The following is a 25,942-nucleotide window of genomic DNA, read 5'->3' on the forward strand; positions in this document are numbered from 1 at the left end:
ATGCCGGGGCCCCTCAGGCGACCCACCGCAGCTCTCGATGAAATAGCTCGCCCTCGAGCGAATCCATGCTCAGGCCCGTGTCCGCCGCCGCCTCGGCGCCCGCGATGAAGCTCGCCACCTCCCGGATGACGTGGCTGTCGCGGAGCACGCGCCGGTGGCCCAGCCCCTGCGTCTCGTGGAGGCGCGCGCCCGGCCACGCGCCGGCCAGCGCGAGCCCTTCCTCGAACAGCACCTCCTGGTCCTGCCGATCGTGCACCACGAGCAGCTCCCCGCGCATCCGAGGGGCGAGCAAGCGCCCGTCGAGCTCGCGCAGCGCGATGCCCGTCCGCGCCTCGATGCGCTCCTTCAGGCGGCGCTCGACGCGCGGATCCAGCCCGAAGAACGATACGAACGCCCCGATGAAGCGGTGCGGGTTGAGCGGCGGCGCGACGAACGCATAGCGCTTCGCGCCCACGCCGCCCCGCTGCGCCAGGACCGCCGCCACGCCCCCGAGCGAGTGCGCCACGACCCCTTCGATGGGGCCGGCCGCGCGCGCGACGTGCGCGAGCGCGTCGGCGAGGTCGACAACCGTGGCGTCGGGCGCAGGGTGGTCGCCGTGACCGGGCGCGTCGAACGCCACGACCCGGAGCCCCGCCGCGAGCAGCCGCGGGACGAAGGCCGACAGCTGGCTCCCGCGCCCCTCCCACCCGTGCACCAGCAGCACCGCAGGATCGCCGGACCGCGGCCGCGGCGGGTTGAACGTCCACACCGGGATATCGCCCGCGCCGCTCGCCACGCGCGACGGCACCGCCCCGACGAGCGCTTCACGCTCCCACGCCGGCCGCGCGTGGCGCCGGGGCGTCCTGTAGATCCGCTCGGCCCACTGCGCCGCCGCCTCCGGGGACAAGGCCCCCACCGCGCGCAGGCCGGCGCGCACCGCGAAGAGGCGCGGATCAAACGATCGAACGTTCGTACTATTTTTTGACCCGAGAGTCGCCTTGCTCATGGTACCTCCGGTTGTCTCGTCAGCGCGTCGCCGCCGCGTCGCCGACCAGCCGCTCGAACGCGGCGCGGGCGCGCTCCTCTGCTTTAGGGTCGCGCAGCAGCCTGCCCAGGATGTGAAAGCCGTACGCGATCGAGAACACCTCGAACGCGAGCTGAAGCACGTCGAGGTCCTTCCGGAAGTGCCCCTCCTCGACGGCGATGCGCGCGGCGTGCGCGAGGGTCTCGATCCAGTCCTTCTGGGAGGCGACGAGCTTGTCGCGGGCCGGCCCGGGTTTGTCGTCGAGCTCGACGCTCGCGTGCAGGAACACGCAGCCGCCGGGCATGAACGGCTGCTCGGTCCAGCGCAGCCAGCGCTCGAACAGCGCCCGGACACGCGGGAGCCCGCGCGGCTCGCGGAGGGCGGGGCTCACGACCACGTCCACGAAGCGGCTCGTCGCCTCGTCGAGCACGGCGACCTGCATGTCCTCCTTGGAGCCGAAATGCGCGAACAGGCCGCTCTTCGACATGCCCACCCGCTCGGCGAGCAGCCCGATGCTCAGGCCGTCGAGGCCGACCTCGCTGGCGAGCGACAGCGCCTCCGCCAGGATCGCCCTGCGGGTGTCCTCTCCCTTGGTCACGAGGCGACGATAGCACGACCGTTCGCTTTGTCGAGCGTCGTCATCGTGCGCCCTCGCTCAGCCGGAGGGCGGCGCCGGGGCACACGGCGACCGCTTCCCGGACGGCCGCGTGCTGCTCCTCCGGCGGCTCGGCGTCGCGCACGATCACGATCCCGTCCTCCCGCTGATCGAAGACCGCGGGCGCGACCATCACGCATTGGCCCGCGCCGCAGCACTTTTCGACGTCCGCGATCACCCTGAGCTTCGAACCGGTTTCCATGTGTCTCTCCGCTCCCGTCTCACGTCGCGGCCGGCCATCGTCACCAGCGGACCAGGAGCCTCTCGATCCCGCCGACGAGCAGGCCCTCGCGGCGCGGCAGGTCCTGGGGCGCCACCGCGAGATCGAGCGAGGGCAAGCGGCGCAGGAGCACGCTCAGCACGGTCTGCAGCTCGGTCCGCGCGAGCGCCTGGCCCACGCACGAATGGCCGCCCGCGCCGAACGCGAGGTGCGGGTTCGGCGCGCGGCTCAGCACCATGTCGTCGGCCCGCTCGAACGCCTTCTCGTCCCGGTTCGCCGCGGCCATGTTGCAGATGATCGTCGTGCCGCGCGGCACCTTCGTGCCCGACAGCTCGATGTCCTCGGTGATGAAGCGCGGCAGCCCGAAGCCCGCGTTGGCGTCGAAGCGGAGCGCCTCCTCCACCGCGGTGCGGACGAGGGAGGGCTCGGCCAGGAGCCGCTCCCAGCGCTTCCGATCCGAGAGCAGCATGGCGACCATCTTGGCGATCATGTTCGAGGTGGTCTCGTGCCCGGCCACCAGGACGCCCTGCGCCGTGAGCATGAGGACCTTTTCGCTGATCTGCTCTCCCTGGTCGGCGGCCCTGATCAGATCGCTGAGCAGGTCGTCCCCGGGCTGCGCGCGCTTCTTCGCGATATGGCCCATCAGGTACTCGGTGAACTCCGCCTGGGCCTCGTCGACCTCCGCCTGGGTGAACTGCGTCAGGGTGAGCATGGCATTCGACCAGGTGGCGAGCTTGTCGCGCTCATCCACGGAGATGCCGAGGATCTCGGCGATCACCCAGACCGGCAAGGGGAAGGCGAGCCCGCTCACGAGGTCGGCGGGCGGGCCCTTCGCGACCATCGAGTCGATGAGCTGGTTCGCCATCGACTCGATGCTCTGCTGCATCGCGGAGATGCGCTTGACGGTGAACCAGCGGCTGATGAAGCGCCGCCATTTCTCGTGCTGCTCGCCGGCCGAGATCTCGGCCGCGGCCTCGCTCTCGAAGGCGCTGCCGCCCTCGTTGGCCGTGATCCTCGCCGCGCCTTCCTGGCTCAGGTTGCGGGTGAACCGCGGATCCGAGAGCACATGGCGCACGTCGTCATACCGCGTGACCAGCACCGCCTCGTCCCCGCTCGGCAGCCGGACATGGGCGACCGGACACCCCTTCCGGAGCTTCGCCCATTCCTCCGGAGGCTCCACGGCGTTCGGGGCGCGGAACGGATACTCCAGGACCTGATCGCTGCTGTCAGTGCTCATCGAGACCTCCCGCCAGGGGTCTAAGGCAGACGACTTAGGAAGTCAACTGACTTAATCCTGATTCCACGGTCAGGAACCGCGGATGGCCGGGCGGGGCGCCCCCCAACAATGTCGCTTGAATTGCATAATTCTAGATTTGCTGGTACCCGGCTGAGGGGATGGGGATAGCGAAGGGGTAGAGCCGATCAGGTCACGTACCGGGCCCAGCACGACTGCAGCCCACGCACCGTCGACGAGACGTTCCACTCGGGCGCTCTCCCCGCCCACTCAGCCCCCATCCCTGTCAACCGTGGGTTGCACCGGTTGACGGCAGCGGTTGCATCGGCGGCGCGCCGCCTCCCGGTGCTACGTCAGGACAGGAACCCCAGCCACAGATTCCAGCGGCCGCCCTCGGACCGGCATTCGTAGTCGTCCGCGCCGCCCGGGTTGTTGGGCCACATGTACAGCTGAGCGGCGGTCTCGCACTCGGCCTGCCTGTTGTACGTGCTGTGCAGGTACCAGAAGTCCGCCGCCGCGACGACGACCTCGCCACCGGTGTCCACACGGGCTGACGCCGCTCCCGTCATGCCCGTCGCCAGGCCCAGACCGACCACCATCGCGACACCTACCGAAAGCAAGCGCTTTGCTCTGCTCAATGGAGCCTCCCTTGGGTTGGAGCCGGCCGGAACCACAGCAACAGGTATACCAGCCGATGCCGTGAGCTGCCTCCGTACCGCAGGCTCTACTGGGATCGCCCGCGCGCGGTGGTTGCGCGCCGAAGCGCCCCGGAGGCATCCGGAAAATAGCGACGCGAACTAGATGAACGAGGGCGTCAAGGAGCGGCAATCCGGCGATGACTACCAGATCCCGTCGGGCAGGGCGTACACGCTCACGGTCGAGGCCAGCGACGGCGTGGGGCCGGTCGTCTCGAGGACGATCGGCCCGATCTACGTCGACCGGAGCCCGCGGCTCACCGTCGTCCAGCGCGCTCCCGGCGCCATCATCGACTTCGATGTGACGCGGCTCCTCGTCCTGGATCACCGCGGGCGCATCGCGATCGTCGATCGCAACACACAGGCCGTGACGTGGCTCGGGGTGATACCGCAAGAGGATGCCCCGCTCAGCGCGGTCTATGGAGCGCTCACGCCCACCGGGGCCGTGTACCAGACGACGAACGGCTACATCCTTTCCTGGGTTGGTGGCAACCGTTACACCGTAGCGCGCGCGGCGCGGCTCGACGCGGTGAACGGCAACACGGTGGTGTTCACCACGACCAACGACGACTGGGCCTTCGCGCACTCGCTGGGCACGGGGCTCGCCAACAGGCTTCTCTGGTCCAGCCCGGGCAGCCGATCGCCTTTCCAGGCCGACATCGTGGCGCCCGGGGACATCTTTTTCGGGACCCACGAGAGCGGCTCGATCGTGGGGCCCTGGGGGTTGCTCCCCGTGCATCACGAGGGCAACCTGCAGCGGCCGATCACCTATGGGACGTACATCGCCGCCCAGTGGTGGGATGGGCGCAGGAGCTCGAGTTACCTGTACAACCTGTACACGGAGTCTGGAGAAAACGAGGTGTTCCTGGGCGAGTCGATCACCAGCAGCTCGGTCGGGCTGCTGCTGCACGCGGGCTACACGGGCTTCCTGAAGACCGACGGCGCGGTCAACCAGATATGGCTGCGGATGACGGACGGCCGGCAGCAACAGATCAGCAATTTCACGACGTCGAGCCAGTTCGATCAAGCGAAGCTCCGGGTCGGCCACGACGGCCTCAGCAACGTCGGCGACGTCCTCTTCCTGAACGACGGCAATCGCTACATCGGCCGGCCAGGGGCAGCGCCCGAGCGCATCAGCACGGACCTCGGGCACGGGCGCTGGGATGGCGGGATCTGTTACGTGACCATCGGCAACACGCTGTTTCAGGTCGCGAGCGCGGGCGGCTCCCCCGCGCGCCTCGCGGCGACCGCGGCGTTCGCGCCGGAGGACGGCGGCGCGCGCGAGGTGCTGTCCACCTCGTTCACCGGCGATGAGCTGCTCGGCGCGCCGGTGGCCGTCCGCGCTCTCCACGAGCCCGACGCGCTGCCGGTGTCGTCCGACGGCTCCGAGCTGATCGGCGATGGCGACGCGGACACGGGCGGGGACCTCGCGCCGGCCGCGGCGGGGTGCAGCGCCTCTGGCCCGGCGGGCTCTCCGAGCGGCGCCACCGCGCTCGCCGCGGCGCTCGCGGGCCTCCTCGCGCTCGCGCGGCGGAGCCGCCCGCGCTCGTAGCGCCCCCTGCGACGCACCTGAGCTGACCAGAGAGGCAGACGCCTACCACCGTTACGGCGGCATCTTCATCGACGAATGAGCGGCGCGCGCGCCGGGCCGCCTGGCCCTGACGGGCCGCGCGACGCGGGACGCGGCGATCACCGACAGCATGCAGGCAAGCACGAGACCTATGCCGGGAGGCAAGCGCGGCGGCGTGCGCAGGCGACGACCCTCTCGCCGCGATGCCGCCTGGCGACGCCATGGCGGAACTGCGGACGCCACGGGGAGAGGTGGGAAAACGAGTGGCGAAGCGGCTCCTGCATGCTGCCGGATCCTTCCCTCCACAACCTGGCCGGAGGCGTCGTTTGCGCTAACCATGGCCGACATGGCCGACCTCTTTTTTACCCCGTCGGGCGTCCGGCTGCGTCGTCACTCGAGCCGCCCGGGAGACCTCAACTGGCTGTTCCTGCCGGGAGGACCCGGCATCGGCTCGGAAAGCCTGGAAGGGCTCGCCGACATCCTGGATGTGCCGGGGGCCACCTGGCTCGTCGATCTGCCTGGAGACGGCTCGAACCGCGACCCTCCTGGGCGCCTCGCGACTCCCTTTGATGCCTGGCCCCAGGTCGTGGCCGAGGCTGCCAGGGCGCTCCCGAACGTCGTGTTCGCCGGACATTCGACCGGCGGCATGTATCTGCTTTCGACGCCCGACCTGGAGCCGCACCTCGAGGCCCTGGCGCTTCTGGACACCGCGCCGGACGCCCTCTGGCATCCTCGCTTCGTGGAGATGACCCAGGCGAATCCGTTGCCCGACGTCGAGGCGGCGACTGCGATCTATGAAGCGGATCCGCGTGACGAGAACATCGCCGCGATTGCGGGGGCGTCCGCGGAATGGAACTTCACCCCGGCCGGGCTTTCGGCGGGACGCGAGCTCCTCGCGAGGATGCCCTACAACAGCGCGGCGGTCGCGTGGTCGGAGGCGAACTTCGACCACGTCTACCGGGCCTCGTGGTGGCCGACTCGAATGCCGGTCCTTCGATTGGCCGGCTCGGACGATCGGATCGTCTGGCAAGGCGGTTGGGGCGACCCGAGGTTCCAGACGCCCAACGTAATCGAGCGCGTTATCGAGGGCGCTGGGCACTTCCCCTGGATCGAGAATCCCCAGGCTGTGCGAGCGGCCTTCGCCGAACTGGCGCTCCGCATCGCCTGAGCCTCCTCCGCGTCCGATGTCGGTGAACGGCCTCGCGCGGTTCGAGAGCGCGCAGGTCTACTACTCGCTCGCGGGGCGCGACATCGAGCGCGAGATCGTGCCCCTGGCGCAGTCGGAGGGCATCGCGATCCTCCCCTGGAGCCCGCTCGCGGGCGGCATGCTGTCGGGCAAGTACGATCCGGAGAAGCCGGGCGGCCCCGAGGGCGCGCGGCGATCGAGCTTCGACTTTCCGCCCGTCGACCGCGCCCGCCTGCCGCGCGTGCTCGGCGCGCTGCGGGAGGTCTCTGGCGCCACGGGCCTCTCGGTCGCGCGCGTCGCGCTCGCGTGGCACTTGACTCGCCCCTTCGTCACCAGCGTCATCATCGGCGCGAAGACGCGGGAGCAGCTCGCCGACAACCTCGCCGCTGCGGAGGTCGCGCTCTCGCCCGAGCACATCCAGCAGCTCGACGAGGCGAGCGCGCTCACGCCCGAATACCCTGGCTGGATAGTGGCGTGGCAGAACCAGTATCTGACGCAGAGGTAGCGGCCCTCATCCCCACAGGCCTCAGGTCCTCGAGCGCGCCCAGGAAGCCGGCGCGGCGAGCATTACCGCCGCGCGCTCGCGGCCGAAGAGCGGGCAAAGAACCAGGCCGCGCTGTCGCCGGCGCTGAACGCCGTTGGCTCGGTGGTCCTCGCCGCCGAGAAGAACCCGCAAAAGGCGCTTGACTGGTCTCGCTTTTCGCTCTGCCGCGCTAAACTTCCTCGCGCTGCGCTCCGGCTTGATTTGCCCACGCGCCGAGGAGAGATCGAGCTCAGGGGTGGCGGCGCCATCGCGGAGGCGGCGGCGACCGCTCCGGCAGCGCTCGCTCGACAAGCGACAAGGGACTCGGCGCCGCTGCGGCACCGGCTCGGTCGAGGCCAGCCACAGCTCGCTCCAGCGGACGCGACGAGGCGCTCAAGCACAAGCGGAACGACGCGTCTCCTTCGCGTTGACACGCTCCGCGTTCCGTGCTCTCGAGTACGGACGGATCGTCTTCGCGCTATCGTCGCCCGGGCTCGGCGCTCCGCACGACAGGGATCGCATAGACCCTCAAACAGTATAGCAGCACAAGGAACGCAAGGAGTCTCATGTCTTCTATTCGAACACAGTCTCTCGATATCAAGGCGCATCACTCGCTATACCCTGCCATCGATCCCAAGACCACATTGAGCGGCAGCGCATCGGGCAAAGTCATTTTTATCACCGGTGCATCACAGGGTATTGGTCAGGCTACCGCGGTGGCTTTCGCTCACGCGAGCGCCAAAGCGATCTATATCACCGCGAGGTCAGAAAAGGGGCTCGAGGCAACAAAAAGACGAGTGAGCGAGGCGAATCCAGAGACGCAGTGCGAGTATTCGACCTGCGACGTAACAGATGAAGAGCAGGTCAAGGCGTCCATCATGGATTGCGTGGCCAAATTTGGCGGCATCGATGCGGTCGACTCGAATGCCGGTTATCTCGACCAGTGGAAGAAGATTGGCGAATCCGACACAGCCAGCTGGTGGAAGACATGGGAAGTCAACCTTAAAGGCACATACCACGTGATTCGATTTGCCATCCCCTATCTCATCCAGTCGGCCAGGAAGCATTTTGCCGCAGGATCGACAGGCGGCCATCTGATCCTCGTCTCCTCCATCGGCGCTCAACTGGTGACGCCTGCGGCGTCGGACTATCAGACATCCAAGCACGCGATCAACCGTCTTTGCGAGTTCGTCGACGTTGATCATGGCGAGGAGGGCATCAAATGCTTTGCCATCCATCCAGGAGGCGTCTCCACCGCGCTCGCAAAGAACATGCCCAAGGAGATTCACGCCGGCCTTATCGACGAACCTGATTTGGCAGCCGGGTTCGCTGTTTGGCTCTGCTCCGGCAAGGCTGACTGGGCCAAGGGCCGATACTTGAGCTGCAACTGGGACGTTGACGAGTTGACGCAAATCAAAGACAAAATCATTCAGGATGATTTGCTGGTCAATCGTTTGCGCACAAAAGCTTGAGGGCGAGCGCAATTGCGGGTGCTGGCGCGCGATATCGGCAACCCGCCGCTAGGGACGTGCAGGGGATGACGCGATAGCTTGGCACGCGACTTCCCTGACGCTGCCCAACAAGAGCGTCAGCCGCGGCCCCCTTGGTCTTGCCGAGGGGGCTCGTGCGTCCGGGCCCTCGCAGGCGTGAGCGATGCGTCGGGCACGCGCGCGGCGCGCCGTCCCCCGCCCTACCGCCCCGCCCCGTTCGCGGGCAGCGCCACCGGCCGCGGGTGCGCGACGAGCGGCGCCTCGCTCGGGATGCGCAACGGGCTCGGCAGGTACGGATCCAGCTCGCCCGGCTCGAAGCGGCACAGGCCGATGACGTGCCAGAACGACCCGCCGATGTCGCCGCCGAGCTTGTAACGGCCGTCGGGGCTGAACGCCGCCCAGCCCTCGGGACAGGGCAGCAAGATCGCGAGACACCCGCCCGTGCCCACGTCCCAGAGGCGCAGGGTGCCGTCGGCGGACGCCGACGCGAGGCGCGCGCCGTCGGGGCTGAAGGCGATCCCCTGCACCGACGCCTTGTGGCCCTCCAGGGTGCGCAGGACGCGGCCCCGCTTCACGTCCCAGAGCCGCACCGTCTTGTCCGACGACCCCGACGCGAGCATCTGGCTGGCCGGGTTGAACGCGACCCCGCGCACCCCGCGCGTGTGCCCCTCCAGGCAGCCCAGGGCACGGCCGCTCCCCACGTCCCAGAGCCGCACCGTCCGGTCGTCCGACCCCGACGCGAGCAGGAATCCATCCGGACTGAACGCCACCCCGCGGATCCCGTCCGTGTGCCCCTCGAATGTGCGGATCGCCCGGCTGCGGCCCACCTCCCACAGGCGCAGCGTCCGGTCGTCCGACCCTGACGCCAATGTCAGGCCTGCCGGGCTCCACGCGACGCTGCACACCCGGTGCGCGTGGCCCTCGAGCGTGCGGACCGCGCCGCCGCTCACGACCTCCCAGAGCCGCACCGTCCGGTCGTCCGACCCCGACGCCAGCATCTCGCCATCCGGGCTGAACGCCACGCTGCGGATCGCCTGCGCGTGCCCCTCGAACGAGCGCAGGAGCCGGCCCCGGGCGACCTCCCAGAGCCGCACCGTCTTGTCGTCCGAGCCCGACGCCAGCGTCACCCCATCCGGGCCGAACGCCACGCTGCGCACCCCGAGCGTGTGCCCCTTGAAAGTGCGGATCGCCCGGCCGCTCCCGACCTCCCAGAGCCGCACCGTCTTGTCGTCCGACCCCGACGCCAGCGACTGACCATCCGGGCTGCACGCCACCCCGAGCACCCAGTCGGTGTGGCCCTCGAAGCTGCGCAGCGCATGACCCCGGGCGACCTCCCAGAGCCGCACCGTCTTGTCGCGCGAGCCCGACGCCAGCGTCTGGCCGCTCGGGCTGAACGCCACGCTGCACACCCCCTTCCTGTGGCCCTCGAACCTGCGGATCGCGCGGCCGGTCCCGACCTCCCAGAGCCGCACCGTCCGGTCCAGCGACCCCGACGCCAGCGTGCGGCCGTCGGCGCTCCAGGCGACCCCGAACACCCAGTCGGTGTGGCCCACGAACGTGCGCAGCGCGCGGCCGCCCCCCGCGTCCCACAGCCGCGCCGTCCGATCCGACGAGCCCGACGCGAGCGCCTGGCCGTCCGGGCTCCACGCCACGGCGAGGATCCAGTCGGTGTGCCCCTCGAAGGTGCGCAGCGCGTGGCCGCTCCGGACCCGCCACAGGCGCACCGTCTTGTCCGACGAGCCCGACGCGAGCGTCTGCCCATCCGGGCTGAACGCCACGCTGCGCACCCCGAGCGTGTGCCCCTTGAACGTGCGCAGCACGCGGCCCGTCCCGGCCTCCCAGAGGCGCACCGTCTTGTCCGACGAGCCCGACGCGAGCGTCTGGCTGTCCGGGCTCCACGCGACGCTGCGCACCCCGAGCGTGTGCCCCTCGAACGCGCGCACCGCGCGGCCGGTCCGGACCTCCCAGAGGCGCACCGTGTTGTCCGACGAGCCCGACGCGAGCCAGAGCCCATCCGGGCTGAACGCCACGCTCATCGCCGCGCCGAGGTGCCCGTGCATCGCCCGGATCGGCTGCCCGGTCACCGCGTCCCAGAGCCGCACCGAGCCGTCCTCGTGGCCCGCCGCCAGGAGATCGCCGAGCCGGCTCCACGCCACCGCGTTGCACGGCGAGACCGGCGCCCACATCGCGTCGGCCTCGCGCGGCCGGGGCGGCGCCGCGCCGTCCGCCGACAGCGGCGCGGCAGGCACCCCCCGCGCGCCGACGAGCTTCGCGCCGCGCAGCTGCGCGCCCGCGAGATCCGCGCCCCGCAGATCCGCGCCGACCAGCCGCGCGAACGAGAGATCCGCGCCCCGCAGATCCGCGCCGGCGAGGTCGGCGCCGGTGAGATCCGCCCTCGAGAGCTGCGCCCCGCCGAGCGACGCGCCGGCGAGCCGGGCCTCGACGAGCGTGGCGCTCCAGAGGTTCGCCTGCGTGAGATCGGCCTTCCTCAGGTCGGCGCAGGCGAGGTTGCACCCGCTCAGGTCCTGCCCCGCCAGGTTGACGCCGGCCACGTCGCGCTCGGCCCCGTCCCCGTCCTCCCGCGCCCCGTCGTCCTTGGCCAGCCAGCGCGCGACGCGCAGCGCGTTGTCCTTGGCGTTCCCCTCGGCCGCCCCGCGGAGGATCCGCTGCGCCCACGCCGCCGCCGCCCCGCGCCCCGCGAGGGACACGAAGAAGTCGACCATGAGCTCGCTCATCTCGTCGGCCCCGAGCGCCGCGCTGTCGCCCGTCTCCTTCACCTCGCGCGCCGCCGCCTCGGCCACCAGCCACTCCAGCGCCGAGCGGTGCACGAACGAGAACGACCCCTCCGCGTCCCGCACGAGCAGCGAGCCCGAGCCGAGCAGGTGCTCGACGATCCCCCGCTCGAGCGGCGGCGCGTCGGCCGGCTGCGCGCCCCGGATCAGGCTCTCCGGCAGCTCGCCGAGCCCGACCGACCGCGCGCTCCGCTCCCAGAGCAGCCGCGAAACCGCCGTCATCGCCGCCCGCAGCGCGTCGCGCGGGATGCCCCGCGGCGCGCCCGGCGGGTTCGCGCGCGCGTGCTCGTGATCGAGCCACTGCTCGACCAGCACCTCGTACAGCTTCGCCGCCGTGATCGTCCCGGTCCGCGCCTTCGCCTGCCGCAGCTTGTCCGGCTCGATCTTCGCGATGAACCCCAGCATGCGCGGGTTCTCGGACAGCCCGAGCAGGTCCTTGACCTCGTGGAGCAGCCGGTAGCGCGCCTCGGCCTCGGCGGGCTCCGGGCTCAGGTTGCCGAGGAATCGGCGGATCTGCTTCTCCCCGAACCCCTGGAGCTGCACCAGGCGGTAGCCCTGCAGCTGCTCGGCCCGCCGGGCGAGCTCCCGCTTGATCGGCGGATCGGTGAGGAAATGCTGCGTCCGGCTGGTCACGACGACCTTGGCGATCCCCTCCGCCGCCTGGACCACGGTGTCGAAGTGCTCGAGCGCGCGGTCGTAGGTGAGCCGCAGGGCGAGCTCGTCGAAGCCGTCGAAGAGGAGCGCGATCCGCCCCTCGGCGAGCATGTACCGGAAGGCCCGCAGATCGACCGGCTCGTTCGCGAGGGCGAAGTGCTGCGCGAGGAGCGAGTCGAGCGAGCGCTGCTTCTCGATGCGGCCGAGCTCGATGAGCACCGGCACGAGCGGGTGCCGGTCCCGCGCCATCCGCCGGGCGAGCTCGCGCAGGAGGAACGTCTTGCCGGCGCCGAAGTCGCCGAGCACCAGCGCGAAGCGGCGGTGGGGCGCGTCGAGCAGCTTCCAGAGCGCGTCGACCGCGCTCTCGGTCGCGCTCTTCTCGCGATCGCCGAGGCTCACCACCGCCGGCTGCTCGACGTAGAGCCACGGCGGGTACGACGGGTCGGCCTCGACGCGCTCGGTCTGCCACGCGAGGTAGCGGCCGAAGTCGATGAGCCCCTGGACCTCGGAGAAGCTCTTCAGCACGACGCCGCGGCGCGCCGCGCTCCGGGCGAGATCGGGCGGCGCCGGCGGGTCGGTGTGGACGAGCGTGGAGCGCAGGTACGGGTCCCGCTGCCGGAAGCGGTGCTCGACCTCGGTGACGTACCGCGTGACGAGCTCCTCGGTGATCGACCCGTCCAGGACGCCGATCACGCGGACGTCGACGCGCCGGCCGTCCGGCACCGCGATCTCGAGCGCGCCCGCGAACGGCGGCGGCGCGCGGTGCCTGGTCACGGTCGCGCCGGGATCGCGCAGGAGCGCCACGCGCTCGACGCGGTCGAGGAAGCTGTCCCGCCGGTCGTCGAACACGGGCTCCCGCTCGCCTTGGGGGCGCTCGCCGTCCTCGGCCGGCTCGCGCAGGTCCGGCGCGGAGGCGCGCTCGATCCGCGGCTCGGGCGCGAGGTGCTGCTGCAAAAAGGCGAGCAGCGCGGCCGCCGAGGCGCGGCAGGCGAAGGCGCGCAGGCCGTCTTCACCGTCGCGCCCGTCGCGCCCGGCGGGGTCGGCCACCGCCCGCATGAGGATCGAGCGCCGCTGGAAGCGCGCCGCGAGGTCGCCGAGGGCCGCGCCCCCGGCCAGGAGGCCGAGCGTGCCCGGCACGACCCGCTGGAGCCGGTCCCAGATGTCCGGGTCGTCGAGCGCCGCCGAGAAGCTGGCGATCGCGCCGACGTGCACGCGGAGCGGCGGATCGGCCGGCAGCGCGTCGGGGTAGAGCAGCCGCTCCTCGAGCACCTTCTCGCGCCCCGCGGCGGTGAGGGCGAGGGCGCCGCCCTTCATCGAGACGAGGCCGTCCTCGAGGGCCTCCTTGAGCCGCGCGGTCCACCCCGGGCAGGCGCGCCGCCGATCCGGGTGCGCCACGGGCGTCGGCCCGCCTTCGGCCTCGTGCGCGTACAGCGCGTGCAGGAGCCAGCGCCGCGCGGCCGCCCGGGAGGGCGGGCGCGCGCGGGAGAGCGCCGAGAGGTCGAGCTCGCGCGCGAGGTAAGCGGCGTCCATCTTCCACGCGGCCTGGAGGTTGAAGGTGCAGAGGTCGTGGAAGAGCCCGGCCTCGCCGCCCGGCGGCGCGCCCCGCTTGCCGTGGTCGAAGCTGTAGAGCTGGTCGGCGACGATCACGTCGCCCGGCGACACCTTCCTCGGATCGCCGGCGCAGGCGCCGCACATCGCGAGGCAGGCGGGATCGAGCTCGGCGAGCAGGTGCTGGCCGCGGATGACGGCGGTGCGCTGCCCCGCCGCGCCGATCCACGCGGCGGCCACGACGAGCAGGCCGCCGCGCGCGCTCGGGAGCGTGCGCCGGTAGTAGCGGAGGCCGCCGAGGTCCCGGAGCTCGCGCCACCCCCGGTCGCCGGCCTCGCCGTCGCCGGCGGCGCCCTCGGCGAGGACCGCGTCGAGCTCGTCCTTCTGCGCCGTGACGACGAGCACGTCCACGTGCCCGACGTCCCGCTCGGCGCCCGGGCCCCCGCCGGGGGCCGCGTCCTTCTGCGGGTCCGCGGCGTAGAGGGCCTTGGCCTCCGAGATGCGCTCGCGGCCCTTCTGGGCGTCGTGCCGGCCGGTCGCGGCGAGCGCCTGGGCGGCCACGGCGGACGCCTCGAGGGCGCGGTCGCCGAGCCGCTCGGCGATGGCGCGCGCCTCGGCGAGCGGCGCCTCGGCCTCGGCGGCGCGGCCGGTGCGCGCGGCGATCCCGAAGGCGCCGATCAGGGCGCGGGCCTCGGCCTCGCGGTCCTCGACCTGGCGCGCGAGCGCGAGCGCCTCGCGGTAGCTCGCCTCGGCGGCCGCGAGGTCGCCGCCGTCCTCGAGCAGGCCGGCCATCTCGAGCTGGGCGCGCAGGCGCAGGGGCGGCGCGGCGCCGGGCCGCGCGAGCAGGGCGCCGAGGGTCGCCGCCGCGGCGACGGCGTGGCCACGGCGCCGCTCGGCGGTGGCCTGACGGAGGAGCAGCTCCGCCGCGGGCTCGGCCGCGCCGTGCGGCGCGGCGCGCAGCGAGCAGGCGGCGCCGCCTGGGCGGTGGGCGGCCATCTCCAGGGCGCGCGGCTCGGGGGCGCCGGGCGAGGGCTCGTCGGCGAGGCGGATCTCGGGGGTGCGGATGGCCCAGAAGTCGGGCGCCTCCTCGCGGCAGAGGGCGAGGAAGGCCGGCGGGCCGCACCAGAGCAGGGGGCAGCCGAGGCGGCTCGACAGCGTGTCGTGCCGCTGGTGCTGGTTGAGGAGGCGGAGGCCCTCGCGCGCGGCCGCCGGCGGGGGGTCGGAGCCGACGAGGACGACGACGCCGCGCGGCTCGGGCTCCGCCTTGTAGAGGGCGGTGACGAGGTCCTTCCAGGTGGCCTCGTCGCGGCGCGGCTCGATGATCAGCGCGCGGCGCCCCTCGCGGGTGAGGAAGTCGCCGAGGGCGCAGGCCACGTCGGGGCCGGGGATCTCGACGGGGAGCAGGACGAAGCCGGGGGTGCGCTGAAGGACGCGGAGGACCTCGCGGAAGCTGCCGAGAAACGGGGCCATCGAGGCCGGGAGCGGCGGGGTGGAGGCGGTCATGATCCCGCGACGAGGCGCCCGGCCGGCGCGGGCGCGCGGCCGTGGAGGGACGAGGTGGTCACGGAGCTCCTCGAAGGGACCGTCGTCGCCGAGATCAACAAGATTGCCTTACCCCCCGCGATGCCGGGCAGGGCTGCGCTGCGCCGCGCCGTGCCTCTCCCCAGGCCACACCACGCATGGTGCGGCCAAAGCGTGGGGCCCTGCAATAGGCTCCGGAGAGGGCGCCGGCGTGGGTGCGGCGCGGGGCGCGTGGGCGGCGCGGGGCGGCCGACGTGGCCGTCCTGGGGCCAACGTCGGCCCGGTGCGGGGCGCGGCGGCGGCCCGGCGCGGGGGCCAACGTTGCCGTCCTCGGGCCAACGTTGGCCCGCTGCGGGGCGCGGCGCCCGCTGGGTGCCTAGGCGCCGGCGCTGACGCCGCGATCGGCCGCCCGCCCGGCGCCCGGAGGTCGCTCGCCGGGACATCGACCCACGAGGATGCTCTGACCGGCCGCGCAGCCTCGCCAGCGCGCCCTCTCGCGCGGGCCCGCCTTCACGCGAGCACGAGCGGCACCCGGCGTGGGCAAGCCGGCTCGGTGTCACATGGCACGACTTCACTGTGCCATGGCACGCGCGTCGCCGTGCCAGGCACGCTCACGGCGACAAGTTACGGTCGCTGAGCCGCTTGTCACCCGGGGCAATAAATCTCCGCAGCCCTGCGCCGCATCGAGAGCGACGGACTTCGGCGGCATTTCATCCGCCATCGCAAGGGCCGGCGCGTGGGCGCGACGATGGCACGCTCGCTGCCTTAGCGGCGCGAGCGACGAGCTGTGCAGCCTTGGCGAGCGCGCCTCCGATGCGTTCTCACGCATCGGAGGCGTTTCTTCGCGCCAGCACGAAAGGATACAATGAACATGTCTTCGTTGACTTCTCGGATCGAGCGTACGACCCATCGTCTCATCGCTACCGGCGCGGCTGCGCTGAGCGGCGCGCTCGCGCTCGCGGCGGGGGCGGGCGAAGCGAGCGCGGGATGGACATGCAGCACCTTCGTCAACAACTCCGTGGATGGGAGCATGCAGGCTGCGTCGTACAGCGGCAGGCCTCACGTATTTTACAGCTTCTGGCAGCAGCAGGGCATCACTCCGCTGCGCGTGGCGAACACGACGGACACCAATCAGACGGTGTGGAGCCATCTGACCCTCGCGGGCGACCCGGCGCTGCCCGGCCAGCATGCCGGACTCAACTCGATAGGAAAAGCGGTGACCTACGGCAGCACCTTCTACTTCCCTTATGTGGACCGCTTCACCGGGGGTCTGAGGGTCGCGTACAAGACCAGCAACACCGGCGCATGGACCCACATCGACGTCGACGGGAACGGCGAGAATGTCTTCGGAGACATGGGCTTCCAACCCGCCGCGGTCGTCTTCAACGACAAGCTCTTCATCTTCTACACGACGGTCGGCTTCGCGGCCAGCGATCGGGTGCTCCGCGCCGCCGTCTATGACGGTTCGACCTGGAGCTACCAGCTCATCGACAACATCGGCGGGATCAGCAACGCCAGGCCCGTCGTCCATGACGGGAAGCTGCGGGTCTTTTACCGCTCATTTGGCAACACCGGTACGAACGTCCGCCAGGCCGTCACCACGAACGGCACGGGCTGGAGCCTCTCCGTGCTCGACGGCGACGGAGGCGCCAACGGTCGGACGACGGATCACGTCGGCGGGGACATCGCGGTCACGACGTACGGCAGTCCGCTGGGCACCCTCGACCTCAAGGTCTTCTATATCAACGAGACCCAGAAGAACCTGCGCGTCGCCGATTTTGACGGGACCACCTTCACGTTCAGCGTTATCGACGGCACCGGCGGCATCGCGAGCGGCGCGACCAGCGGTGACCTCGGCTATGGTATCGATGCCATCAGCTATGGCGAGAACATCCTCGACTGGAGAGCGCCCTACGTCTTCTATACCGACGAGACCAACCATACGCTCCGCGCGGCTTGGCTCAGCGGCTCCTCCTGGAGCGCGATCAAGGTCGACGGCGCAAACAGCGGGAACACGTGCTCCGGCGCGGTGACGGCCGGCAGCGGCGTGGGCGGCCCGGCGGTCATCAGGGGCGGCGGCGGCCTGTTCGTGTTCTACACCGCGGGCAGCGTGGGCACTCCCCTGCGCAAGGCCGAGTTCACGCCGTAGCGCGGCGTCGTGGGGCCGAGGCGGCGAGCCGCGCGCCGCCTCGGCGCCGCGGTCTGGGTCGCGCCTGACGGCCACGGCCTGCGCGGCCCGCGCTCGCCGCGCCCCTCGGGCGCAGGGACCCTGCTCGCGCTCGGCAGGCTGCTCGCCGGGGAGAACGTCGTCCTACCGGCGCCGTCGAGGCGTTCGCCGGCTCGGTCGCTCCCCGGCGCGCGCCGATCCCCGCACCTTGCCATTCCGGGGCAGCGTCGCAGCTCAGCCCGCCTCGGAGAGCTTCGGTGCGCATTCGCGGGGTTGCACCCGGAATGAGAACCTGCCGCGGTGTCGCACAGGAACGACGCTGTGAGCGCGTGATCCGGACGGAACAAAGCACGCGCGCGCGGAGGAGGTTTGGTAGCATCGTCCACGCAATGCCCGGCGAACGCTGGCCGTCGACGAAGAGCCTCGGCACCACAGCCTCGATGCAAATTTGCACGCCGGTCGCCGGACCCGTGGGCTCGGGGGCGGGCATCGTGCTGCTCTATGCGCCCAATTACGAGCAGTTTCGCCCGGCGTACGCCCTGCCCGAGTCGGGCTCCGTCCTCGGCCGCGATCCGAGCGCGGACATCTGCGTACCGACGCGCACCGCGTCGCGCCAGCACGCCCGCATCGAGCGGCGCGGGGGCGTCTGGCGGCTCGTCGATCTCGGCGGCCGCAACGGCACGCTGCATAACGGCGAGTTCGTCGCCGAGGCCGTCCTCGCGCACCTCGACGAGATCCGGATCGGCGACGCCATCTTCAAGTTCGTCGAGAGCGACGCCGAGAGCTACGCGCACTACCGCATCGACGGCGCCTATCTCGACGATCCGGACGCGCCGGCGCAGCCCCGGCCGCGCGCCTCGACGAGCCGGATCGTCGGCGGCTACCAGAGCCAGCGCCTCGCCGGGAGCCTGCGCGAGATCGCGCGCAGCGAGCTGTCGGTGCTGATCCTCGGCGAGAGCGGGACCGGAAAGGAGATCTTCGCCGAGCAGCTCCACGATTGGAGCGGCAGGCGCGGGCCGCTCCATGTCGTCAACTGCGCGGCGATCCCCGCCGCGCTCATCGAGGGGGAGCTCTTCGGACACCGGCGCGGCGCCTTCTCGGGCGCCGACCGCGACCGGGTGGGCATCCTCCGCGCGGCCCACCAGGGCACGCTCCTGCTCGACGAGATCGGGGATATGCCGCTCGAAGCCCAGGCGAAGCTCCTCCGGGTGATCCAGTCGAAGGAGGTCATGCCGCTCGGCGCGTCGCAGCCCGAGCAGGTCGACGTGCGGATCGTCGCCGCCACCCACCGCGACCTCGACGCGCTCCAGCAGACGGGCGCCTTCCGCGCCGACCTGTTCGCTCGCCTGAACGAGCTCAGCATCACGCTGCCCCCCCTGCGCGAGCGCAAGGAAGACATCTTCTCGCTGTGCGTCGCGCTCGCGAGGCGCCACGGTCGGCCCGAGGCGCGCCCCGGCATGGCGTTCATGGCGGGCCTGCTCCACCACGATTTCCCCTACAACGTGCGGGAGCTCGAGGCGCTCATCAAGCGCTGGGCCGCCAGGGCGCGCAGCGCCGAGCTCGACGTCGAGGACCTCAGCGACGAGATCCGGGACCGGATGCGGAGCTACGGCGCCCGGAGCTCGGCGTCGCAGCCGCCGCCCGCGGACGAGGCCCGCGCCACGCTGGCCCCGGAGGACGAGGCGGCGCCCTCGGCCCGCGAGGGCGCCGACGCGCCGAGGGGGACGCTGCCCCCGCGGGCCTGCCCGGACGAGAAGGCGCTGCGGGAGCTCCTGGTGCAGCAGCGGGGCAACGTCGCCGCGGTGGCGCGCGAGCTCGGGAGGGATCGCGCGCAGGTGCACCGGTGGATCCGGCGGTACAACATGAACGTCGACGACTTCCGCTGACCCGACGCGGCGGTCGACGCCGGCTATTCGAAGCGCTGGGGGAGGAGCGGGTCGCTCGCGCCCGCGGGGGGCAGCGCCGCGGCAGGCGCCGCGCTCGCTGCCGCGGGACGAGGTTTCCGCGCCGGGCTCCCGGAAGCCCGGCGCGACACCTGCTTCCGCTTCGCCGCGGCGGCGCCGGCGTCGGCGACGATGACCTCGGTCTCCCCATCGCCCTCCAGGACGTCGCGGACCTCCCCCGGGATCCCGGGCAGCGCCGCCATGCCGTCGTTCCGCGCCGCGGGCGCCCCGTCGATCTCCGCCAGGGCCTCCCCGGGGGCGATCGCCCGCCCGATCCGGCGCGCGGACGGGGACGCCTCGGGCATCGGCGAGGGCGCCGGGCGCTCGACCGAGGGCGCCTCCAGCGCGCCGTGGATCGCGCGCAGCACCCCGGCGGGCGCCGCGCCGGGCGCGTCGGCCGGCCAGGGCATCGCGGCCCCGCCGAGGCCCGCGGCGAGCAGCGCGAACGCGGAGAGCCGCAACGGGGTCCGGTCCCGGTGCGGCGGCCGCGCGGGCTCGCTCGGCGGTCGCCCCGGTCGCTCGTCGACGCGGTGGTCCCGACCGAGCGTCCGCTCGCCGTGCGTGCCGCGGTCCAGGCCGGGCGTCCGCTCGCCGAGGGCGCCGTGGTCCCGGCCGGGCGTCCGCTCGCCGAGGGCGCCGTAGTCCCGGCTGAGCGTCGGTTCGCCGAGGGCGCCGTAGTCCCGGCTGAGCGTCCGCTCGTCCGGGGTCGCGGTCCCGCTGTCCAGCGGGAGGTCCCTCCACCGCTGCGCGCCGCCCGCGCCCCTCATCGGCCGCCGGGGGGCGCGCGCCCTCACCCGCGGCTCGAACCGCGGGGCGACCGTGAGGCGCTCGGACGGCGCCAGGGGGACGAGCAGGCTCTCGTCCAGCGAGAGAGGGTCCTCGCCGAGCAGCGGCAGGAGGGCGTCGCGCATCGCGGAGGCGCTCGGATACCGGTCGGCCGGCTGGTACTGGAGCGCGCCGTCGATGACCGCGGCGACCTCGGGCGGGACCCACGGCGCGAAGTCCTGGACCGGCGCGGGCAGGTCGGCGACCAGGGCGGTGATGAGCTCGCCGACCGACTTGACGTCCTCGGTCGGCGTTCGACCGGCCAGCGCGCGGTAGAGCACGACCCCGAGCGACCAGAGGTCGGTCCGATGATCGATGTCCTTGATGCCCCGCGCCTGCTCGGGGGACATGTAGCGCGGCGTCCCGAGCACGTGTCCGGACCACGTGAGCCCCGTGGTATCCCGGCGAGGATCGTGGGCTGGCCGGATCTTCGCGACGCCGAAGTCGAGCAGCTTGACGACGAGCCCGCCGCCCCCCTCGCGCCGCGCGAGGAACAGGTTGGCCGGCTTGATGTCCCGGTGCACGACCCCGGCTTCGTGCGCCCTCTGCAGGCCGACGCACGCCTGGGCCACGATCCGGAGCGCGAGCCGGGGGGGCAGCGGGCCGAGGCGATCGAGGAGGTGCGCGAGGTCCTCGCCGCGGAGGAGCTCCATGACCAGGAACGGCGAGCCCGTCGCCCGATCCACGCCGGCGTCGAGCACGCGGACGATGTGCTCGGTCCGGATGGCGCTCGCGGCCCGCGCCTCGCGCTCGAACCGGCCCAGGGCGGACCGGCCGCGGGCGAGCTCCGGGGAGAGGACCTTCACGGCGACGCGGCGCTGCAGCGCGACGTCATCGGCCTCGTAAACGGCCCCCATCCCCCCTTTGCCGATCAGCCGGCCAAGGGTGTACCTGCCGTTCATCGTCGTAGCGTCCACGAGAAGCATGTCCAATCAGGCGCGTTGGGCCCTGGCTCGAGCCCGGGTCGGTGGCAGCGCTTGCATTTTCGATGCCAGGCTCATGCGGGGGAGCGCCCGGTCGTGGCGGCTCCGGTGCGCGGCGCTCGCGCGACGTTCACTTTCTCGTGAGCCCAGCAGGAGGGGTGCTTTCACCCGTTGATTTCCTGCTCGTTTGCAGGCGGCGCACCCGTGGCCGGGGCTCCGCCGAGCCCACGCCGCCGCCGTTCACCCCGTCTTCGCCAGCGCGAACCCCGCGTACCCCTGGGCCGCGACCTCCTCGCACCGCTTCCTGTAGGCCCCGACGCCGCCGGCATACGGCATGAGGACGCGCGGCTTGCCGGGGATGTTGGCCCCGATGTACCAGGAATGGGCCAGGGGATAGAGCGTGCCGTCGGCCACCTCCTTGACGTGCGCGACCCACCGGTCCTCCGCCTCGGCGGTGGCCTCGATGCGGTCGAGGCCGCGCGCGCGCAGGTACGCGAGGCAGTCGGCGATCCACTCCACGTGCTGCTCGATGGAGACGATCGCGTTGCTGAACACCGACGGGCTGCCCGGGCCGGTGATGGTGAACAGGTTCGGGAATCCGGCGACGGCGAGGCCGAGGTACGTGCGCGGGCCGTCGGCCCACACCTGCTTCAGCGACGCGCCGCCCCTGCCCCGGAGGTCGATGCGGGTCAGGGCGCCCGTCATCGCGTCGAAGCCCGTCGCGAACACGAGGCAATCCAGCGCGTGCTCCGCGCTCCGCGTCCGGAGCCCCCGCTCGGTGATCTCCTCGATCGGCGACGCGTTCAGGTCGACCAGGGTGACGTTGTCTCGATTGAACGTCTCGTAATAGCGGGTATCGACGCAGAGGCGCCGGGTGCCGAGCGGGTATTCTCGCGGGCACAGCGCCTCGGCGACCGCGGGGTCGCGGACCGTCGCGCGGATCTGGGACCGGACGAACTCGGCGGCCGTCTCGTTGGCCTCGCGGGAGCGCATCACGTCCGAGAACGTGACGAGGAAGGACGTGCCGCCCTGCTCCCATCGCGCGCTGTACGCGCGCTCCCGCTCCTCGGGCGACACCTCCAGCGCGGACTTCGGGTTGACCTCCATGACGACCCCGGCGCGCGTCTCGCGGGCCTTGCGCCGGTACTCGGCGTAGTTCGCCTTCATCCACGCTTCGTAGGCCGGATCCAGGGGCGCGTTGCGCGCCGGCACGCTGAAGCAGGGGGTCCGCTGGAACACGAAGAGCCGGGCCGCCTGCTCGGCGATGATGGGGATGACCTGGACGCCGGACGAGCCGGTGCCGAGGACGCCGACGCGCTTGCCGCGGAGGTCGACGCCTCCGTGCGGCCAGCGGCTCGTGTGGTACCGCGCGCCCTGGAAGCGCTCGATCCCGGGGAGATCGGGCGTCTTCGCCGCGGACAAGCAGCCCGTGGCCATGATCAGGAACCCGGCGGACACGCTCGCGCCGTCGCCGGTCCGGACGAGCCACCGGCCCGTCCCCTCGTCGAAGGTCGCCGCGGTCACGCGCGTCCCGAGCTGGATGTCCCGGCGGAGCTCGAACCTGTCCGCGACGTGCTCGAGATAGCGCAGGATCTCCGGCTGGGTGGCGTAGCGCTCGGTCCACTTCCACGCTTGCTGGAGCTCGGGCGAGAACGAATAGGAGTAGTCCATGCTGGGGATATCGCAGCGCGCGCCCGGGTAGCGGTTCCAGAACCACGTGCCGCCCACCCCGCTGCCCGCCTCGTAGACCCGCGCCGAGAGGCCGAGCTGGCGCAGGCGGTAAAGCATGTACAGCCCCGCGAACCCGGCGCCGACCACGACCGCATCGAAGCGGCCCACCGGCGCCGCGCCGCCCACCGAACGATTCGACTGCACCTCGGACATGATGTTCGCCTCCCTCCGGACACGGATGTGCGCGCGGCGCGGCTCGCCCCGCGCGGCGTTTGCGATGATGCGTGCGGCGCGGCGCCGCCCGCGGCGATGGCCTTCAGGCCCGGTGGACGTTCCAGGCGAGCGCCATCAAGCTCACGACCAGCAGCACGCCGAGGTGCAACAGGCCGCTCCACCCCAGCGTCGGCAGGAGCGCTCCGGACGAGAGCGAGGCCGCGCCGCTTCCGGCAAACACGCACAGATCATTGACGCCCTGCGCGCGAAAGCGCTCGGCGCCCGAGCGGCTGCGCGCGACCAGGGTCGTCGCGGTCACGAACACGTAACACCACCCGATCCCGACCAACGAAAGGCCGACCAGGTGCCCTTCGAACCCCGGAATCCAGCTGAGCATGAAGCCCACGAGCAGGAACCCGAGCCCGACGCCCTGGAGCGCCGCGATCGACATCCGCTTGAGCAAGGCGCCGACCGAGAGCGACGGCAGGTACATGCTCAGGAGGTGCACCTCGATCACCCAGCTCGCCTCCTTGACCGAGCGCTGCTCGACGCCGCACATCTGCAAGGGCGTCGGCACCATGATCAGGCTCATCACCAGGAAGGCGCCTGCGCCCATGGCGACCATCGGCCAGTACAGGGCGCGCGCGCGCGCGTCGGGCGCGGCGGAGGCCCCGGCGGCGAGCGCCTCTTGCGGCCGGTACGCCGCGAACGAGAGCGCCGAGATCGCCTGGAGCGCCGCCAGGATCAGCAGGGTAGTCGGCATGGTGCTGGACGTCCGCCCCTCCAGCAGGCCGAAGAGCGAGATGCCGGGGACGATGCCCGCCGCGCTGGCGAGCTGGATCATCGTCAGCAGGCGCGGCGCGCGACCGCTCGGCTGCCCTTCGAGGATCGCGAAGCGATACTGCTGCACGAAGGCGCCGTGCAGCCCGACGCCGAGGACCGCCGTGCAGAACAGCGCGAAGTCCGAGGTCTCCACCCCGCGCGCGGCGAGCGCGAGGCAGCCGGCGGACAGGAGCGCCGCGGCGATGAAGCAGGGCCGGCGCCCGAAGCGCCGCATCAGCTGGCTCGCCGGCCAGGTGCCCAGCGCCGAGGACAGCACCAGCACGGCCACCGGCACGGTCGCGAGCCGCATGTCCCCCGCGAGCCGCTCGCCCACCACGCTGCCGACGAACTGGATCGAGACCACGCCGGCGATCCCGGCGACCTGGCACAGCAGCAGGACCGCCGTGTTGACGGACGCGGCCGGCGCGGCGGCGAGCGCGCGGCGGATCAACGGGAGCGCTCCGCGCCGGGCCGCGCGGGCTCGCCTTCCGCATCCAGCGCCGCGATGGCGCCCAGGGACAGGCCGAGGCGCTCGCTCAGGAAACGCACCATCGTCCAGTGGGGCAGCGCGCCCTCGTCGAAGGGGCCGAACTCCGCGCGGTAGAGCGGCAGCCAGCGCAGCGCCTCCTCGAGCGCCTGCTCCCGGCTGGGCTGCGTCTCCTGGTAATCCTCGTACGGCAAGCTGCGGTGATGGATGAAGAAGCGCCCCGGCAGGCGCTCCTCGCAGAGCTCGCGGTACTCCCGCGTCTGCAAGATCAGGTAGTGCCAGACCTCGTCGATCGCCTGCTCCACGGGCAGGAACAGCCCGGCCAGCCGCTCCGGGTAGCGCGACACCAGGTACAGGTACCTCAGGCACTCGATGACCTGGCGCTCGACGTACGCGGGCTCCTCGCCGGTGGTCCGCGCGAAGTGCCGCACGACCCCGGAGAAGAACGCGTCGTCGAGCAACGCCTTCATCGCGGCGGCCGTCACCCTGGGTTGTTCCGTCTTCATACGCCACCTCGCTCCGCGGCCTCGGTCTCGTGCACCAGCCATGCGTATTTCCCGGACTTGCCGATCGCGATGTGCTCGCGGTGCTCGGGAGCGCAGTCGAGCGCGGCGCCGTCCGAGATCGCCTGTCGCAGCGCGCGCGCCGCGGCCGCCCCGATGGGCCTGCCGTCGAACGTGGTGTACAGGAGCCGCGCCTCGTGCGGGCCGCTCGGGCGGAGCTGGTAGACGAAGATGGACGGCGCGGACGCGGCGATCCAGTCGTCGAGGTGGGCCTGGGAGAGCAGGCCGCCGCGCCCGAGCCGCAGCAGCTCGCGCTCGCGCCCGCAGAACCGCCGGATGCGGAGCGGGTCGGGCGAGCCGTCGACCGTCTCGGCGCAGTCGCCCGAGCGATAGCGGATCAGCGGCATGTGGGGGTTGCGCACGCTCGACACGATGAGGCTGTAGATCGCGCTGCCGTCCTCGACCGGGATCAGCTCGAGGTGCATCTCGTCGAGGTAGGGCCAATATCGCCCGTGACGATCGCTGTAATACAGATATCCGAGCTCGGTGCTGCCGAACAGGTCGATGATGGGGCATTCGAAGCGCTGCTGGAGGAACCGCCGCACGTTCCTCGGCGTGTACTCGTAGGCGTGGACGATGCTGGCCGGCCTCGGGAAGCGCTGCCACGCGCCCGAAGAGAGGGCCTTTTGCACGAGGTGAGCGAGGTGGTAGCCGTCGCAGTCGAGGTGGTACAAGCCTCGCGGATGCGCCGTTTGGACGGCGGTCATCTCGCCCAGCATGCGCTCCACGTCGCTGCGCTCCCAGAGCGCCGGGTCGAGCCGCAGGTTGAGGTAGAGCGTCCGCTCGTCGAGCCGGCGCTCCTCGAGGCTCGGGTGCGCCGGCGCCGTGGCGCCGCGCCGCTTCGCGCTGAGCCGCGCCACGTGCTCGGTCGCCAGCACGGTGGTGAGCGAGAGGCGCTGGCAGCCCTGCTGCCAGGTGACGGCGATGTCGGGGTGCTCGCTCCACAGCCGGTAATAGGACTTGAGCAGGAAGAAGGGCGGGCGGATGATCTGCATCCGCGCGTGGTTGGTCCCGGTCGAGAGCACGAGCTCCGCCTCGCCGGCCTCGAGCGCCGCGGCGAGCCTCGGGGTCATCCAGTTGTCCGGGAAGCCCCTGGCGATCTCCGGCTTCTCGAGGATCGGGAACGAGCCCGCCTCGATGGACGCGCGGTAGATGGGGATGTCCCTGACCTCTTCGATCATCGCGGCGAGCGTCTGTCGTTGGGCGTCCATCGGTCGACTCCGGGAGACGGCCGGGC

The 25,942-nt window shown here is 72.0% G+C and carries 17 protein-coding genes; 6 read left to right on the forward strand and 11 right to left on the reverse strand.

What is annotated here, in order from left to right; genetic code table 11:
- Window positions 1-13: 13 nt before the first annotated feature.
- The 5 genes from WMF26_RS29870 to WMF26_RS29890 form a co-directional block, all read right to left on the reverse strand.
- Window positions 14-985 (reverse strand): alpha/beta hydrolase, encoded by a 972-nt coding sequence (locus tag WMF26_RS29870; protein ID WP_437995469.1) that lies wholly within the window; start codon window positions 983-985, stop codon window positions 14-16.
- A gap of 19 nt (window positions 986-1,004) precedes the next feature.
- A complete protein-coding gene (locus WMF26_RS29875) occupies window positions 1,005-1,601 on the reverse strand; it encodes a TetR/AcrR family transcriptional regulator (RefSeq protein WP_437995470.1) in 597 nt (198 codons plus the stop codon).
- Window positions 1,602-1,641: 40 nt separating this feature from the next.
- Window positions 1,642-1,860 carry a ferredoxin gene (locus tag WMF26_RS29880; protein WP_061627543.1) on the reverse strand — a complete coding sequence of 73 codons (219 nt, stop codon included), beginning with the start codon at window positions 1,858-1,860 and terminating at the stop codon, window positions 1,642-1,644.
- 40 nt (window positions 1,861-1,900) lie between these two features.
- Entirely contained in the window at window positions 1,901-3,115 is a 1,215-nt protein-coding gene (locus WMF26_RS29885; protein WP_437995471.1) for a cytochrome P450, read from the reverse strand.
- Between the two features lie 350 nt (window positions 3,116-3,465).
- The gene (locus WMF26_RS29890) at window positions 3,466-3,657 is read right to left on the reverse strand and encodes a hypothetical protein (protein ID WP_437331798.1); all 192 of its coding nucleotides are present in this window, start codon (window positions 3,655-3,657) and stop codon (window positions 3,466-3,468) included.
- 256 nt (window positions 3,658-3,913) lie between these two features.
- Between WMF26_RS29890 and WMF26_RS29895 the strand changes: the two genes are divergently transcribed.
- The 4 genes from WMF26_RS29895 to WMF26_RS29910 all read left to right on the forward strand — a co-directional run bounded on the left by WMF26_RS29895 (window position 3,914) and on the right by WMF26_RS29910 (window position 8,558).
- Window positions 3,914-5,359, forward strand: coding sequence for a hypothetical protein (locus WMF26_RS29895; RefSeq protein ID WP_437995472.1), 1,446 nt, complete (start codon window positions 3,914-3,916; stop codon window positions 5,357-5,359).
- A 355-nt stretch (window positions 5,360-5,714) separates the two neighbouring features.
- On the forward strand, window positions 5,715-6,545 hold the full coding sequence (locus tag WMF26_RS29900) for an alpha/beta fold hydrolase (RefSeq protein WP_437995473.1): 831 nt from the start codon (window positions 5,715-5,717) through the stop codon (window positions 6,543-6,545).
- Between the two features lie 16 nt (window positions 6,546-6,561).
- The gene (locus WMF26_RS29905) at window positions 6,562-7,068 is read left to right on the forward strand and encodes an aldo/keto reductase (protein WP_437995474.1); all 507 of its coding nucleotides are present in this window, start codon (window positions 6,562-6,564) and stop codon (window positions 7,066-7,068) included.
- Between the two features lie 584 nt (window positions 7,069-7,652).
- Window positions 7,653-8,558, forward strand: a complete 906-nt coding sequence (locus WMF26_RS29910; protein WP_437995475.1) for an SDR family NAD(P)-dependent oxidoreductase — start codon at window positions 7,653-7,655, stop codon at window positions 8,556-8,558.
- Between the two features lie 218 nt (window positions 8,559-8,776).
- Here WMF26_RS29910 and WMF26_RS29915 read toward each other — a convergent pair whose 3' ends face one another.
- Window positions 8,777-15,073, reverse strand: a complete 6,297-nt coding sequence (locus tag WMF26_RS29915) for a pentapeptide repeat-containing protein (RefSeq protein WP_437995476.1) — start codon at window positions 15,071-15,073, stop codon at window positions 8,777-8,779.
- Window positions 15,074-15,956: 883 nt separating this feature from the next.
- Between WMF26_RS29915 and WMF26_RS29920 the strand changes: the two genes are divergently transcribed.
- Both WMF26_RS29920 and WMF26_RS29925 read left to right on the forward strand, forming a co-directional pair.
- Window positions 15,957-17,240: a hypothetical protein gene (locus tag WMF26_RS29920; RefSeq protein WP_437995477.1), complete on the forward strand. Its 1,284-nt coding sequence runs from the start codon at window positions 15,957-15,959 to the stop codon at window positions 17,238-17,240.
- A gap of 407 nt (window positions 17,241-17,647) precedes the next feature.
- Window positions 17,648-19,144 carry a sigma 54-interacting transcriptional regulator gene (locus WMF26_RS29925; protein ID WP_437995478.1) on the forward strand — a complete coding sequence of 499 codons (1,497 nt, stop codon included), beginning with the start codon at window positions 17,648-17,650 and terminating at the stop codon, window positions 19,142-19,144.
- Window positions 19,145-19,167: 23 nt separating this feature from the next.
- Here WMF26_RS29925 and WMF26_RS29930 read toward each other — a convergent pair whose 3' ends face one another.
- From WMF26_RS29930 to WMF26_RS29950, 5 genes are all read right to left on the reverse strand, one after another.
- On the reverse strand, window positions 19,168-20,943 hold the full coding sequence (locus WMF26_RS29930; RefSeq protein WP_437995479.1) for a protein kinase domain-containing protein: 1,776 nt from the start codon (window positions 20,941-20,943) through the stop codon (window positions 19,168-19,170).
- Between the two features lie 246 nt (window positions 20,944-21,189).
- Window positions 21,190-22,833 (reverse strand): flavin-containing monooxygenase, encoded by a 1,644-nt coding sequence (locus WMF26_RS29935; protein WP_437995480.1) that lies wholly within the window; start codon window positions 22,831-22,833, stop codon window positions 21,190-21,192.
- 103 nt (window positions 22,834-22,936) lie between these two features.
- Entirely contained in the window at window positions 22,937-24,106 is a 1,170-nt protein-coding gene (locus WMF26_RS29940) for an MFS transporter (RefSeq protein ID WP_437995481.1), read from the reverse strand.
- The gene (locus WMF26_RS29945) at window positions 24,103-24,648 is read right to left on the reverse strand and encodes a glycine-rich domain-containing protein (protein WP_437995482.1); all 546 of its coding nucleotides are present in this window, start codon (window positions 24,646-24,648) and stop codon (window positions 24,103-24,105) included. The genes WMF26_RS29940 and WMF26_RS29945 overlap by 4 nt, the downstream gene beginning before the upstream one ends.
- The gene (locus WMF26_RS29950; protein WP_437995483.1) at window positions 24,645-25,916 is read right to left on the reverse strand and encodes a hypothetical protein; all 1,272 of its coding nucleotides are present in this window, start codon (window positions 25,914-25,916) and stop codon (window positions 24,645-24,647) included. Before WMF26_RS29950 ends, WMF26_RS29945 begins: the two co-directional genes overlap by 4 nt.
- Window positions 25,917-25,942 lie beyond the last annotated feature (26 nt).

This window comes from Sorangium sp. So ce185 (assembly GCF_051526825.1).
Classification (GTDB): domain Bacteria; phylum Myxococcota_A; class Polyangia; order Polyangiales; family Polyangiaceae; genus Sorangium; species Sorangium cellulosum_D.

Excerpts from the sequence above, each read along its gene's own strand:
- WMF26_RS29925 (WP_437995478.1), top strand. The coding sequence starts at position 17,648 with ATGCCCGGCGAACGCTGGCCGTCGACGAAGAGCCTCGGCACCACAGCC.
- WMF26_RS29920 (WP_437995477.1), top strand. The coding sequence starts at position 15,957 with ATGAACATGTCTTCGTTGACTTCTCGGATCGAGCGTACGACCCATCGT.
- WMF26_RS29885 (WP_437995471.1), bottom strand. The coding sequence starts at position 3,115 with ATGAGCACTGACAGCAGCGATCAGGTCCTGGAGTATCCGTTCCGCGCC.
- WMF26_RS29900 (WP_437995473.1), top strand. The coding sequence starts at position 5,715 with ATGGCCGACATGGCCGACCTCTTTTTTACCCCGTCGGGCGTCCGGCTG.
- WMF26_RS29915 (WP_437995476.1), bottom strand. The coding sequence starts at position 15,073 with ATGACCGCCTCCACCCCGCCGCTCCCGGCCTCGATGGCCCCGTTTCTC.
- WMF26_RS29880 (WP_061627543.1), bottom strand. The coding sequence starts at position 1,860 with ATGGAAACCGGTTCGAAGCTCAGGGTGATCGCGGACGTCGAAAAGTGC.
- WMF26_RS29905 (WP_437995474.1), top strand. The coding sequence starts at position 6,562 with ATGTCGGTGAACGGCCTCGCGCGGTTCGAGAGCGCGCAGGTCTACTAC.
- WMF26_RS29950 (WP_437995483.1), bottom strand. The coding sequence starts at position 25,916 with ATGGACGCCCAACGACAGACGCTCGCCGCGATGATCGAAGAGGTCAGG.
- WMF26_RS29895 (WP_437995472.1), top strand. The coding sequence starts at position 3,914 with ATGAACGAGGGCGTCAAGGAGCGGCAATCCGGCGATGACTACCAGATC.
- WMF26_RS29935 (WP_437995480.1), bottom strand. The coding sequence starts at position 22,833 with ATGTCCGAGGTGCAGTCGAATCGTTCGGTGGGCGGCGCGGCGCCGGTG.
- WMF26_RS29870 (WP_437995469.1), bottom strand. The coding sequence starts at position 985 with ATGAGCAAGGCGACTCTCGGGTCAAAAAATAGTACGAACGTTCGATCG.
- WMF26_RS29945 (WP_437995482.1), bottom strand. The coding sequence starts at position 24,648 with ATGAAGACGGAACAACCCAGGGTGACGGCCGCCGCGATGAAGGCGTTG.
- WMF26_RS29910 (WP_437995475.1), top strand. The coding sequence starts at position 7,653 with ATGTCTTCTATTCGAACACAGTCTCTCGATATCAAGGCGCATCACTCG.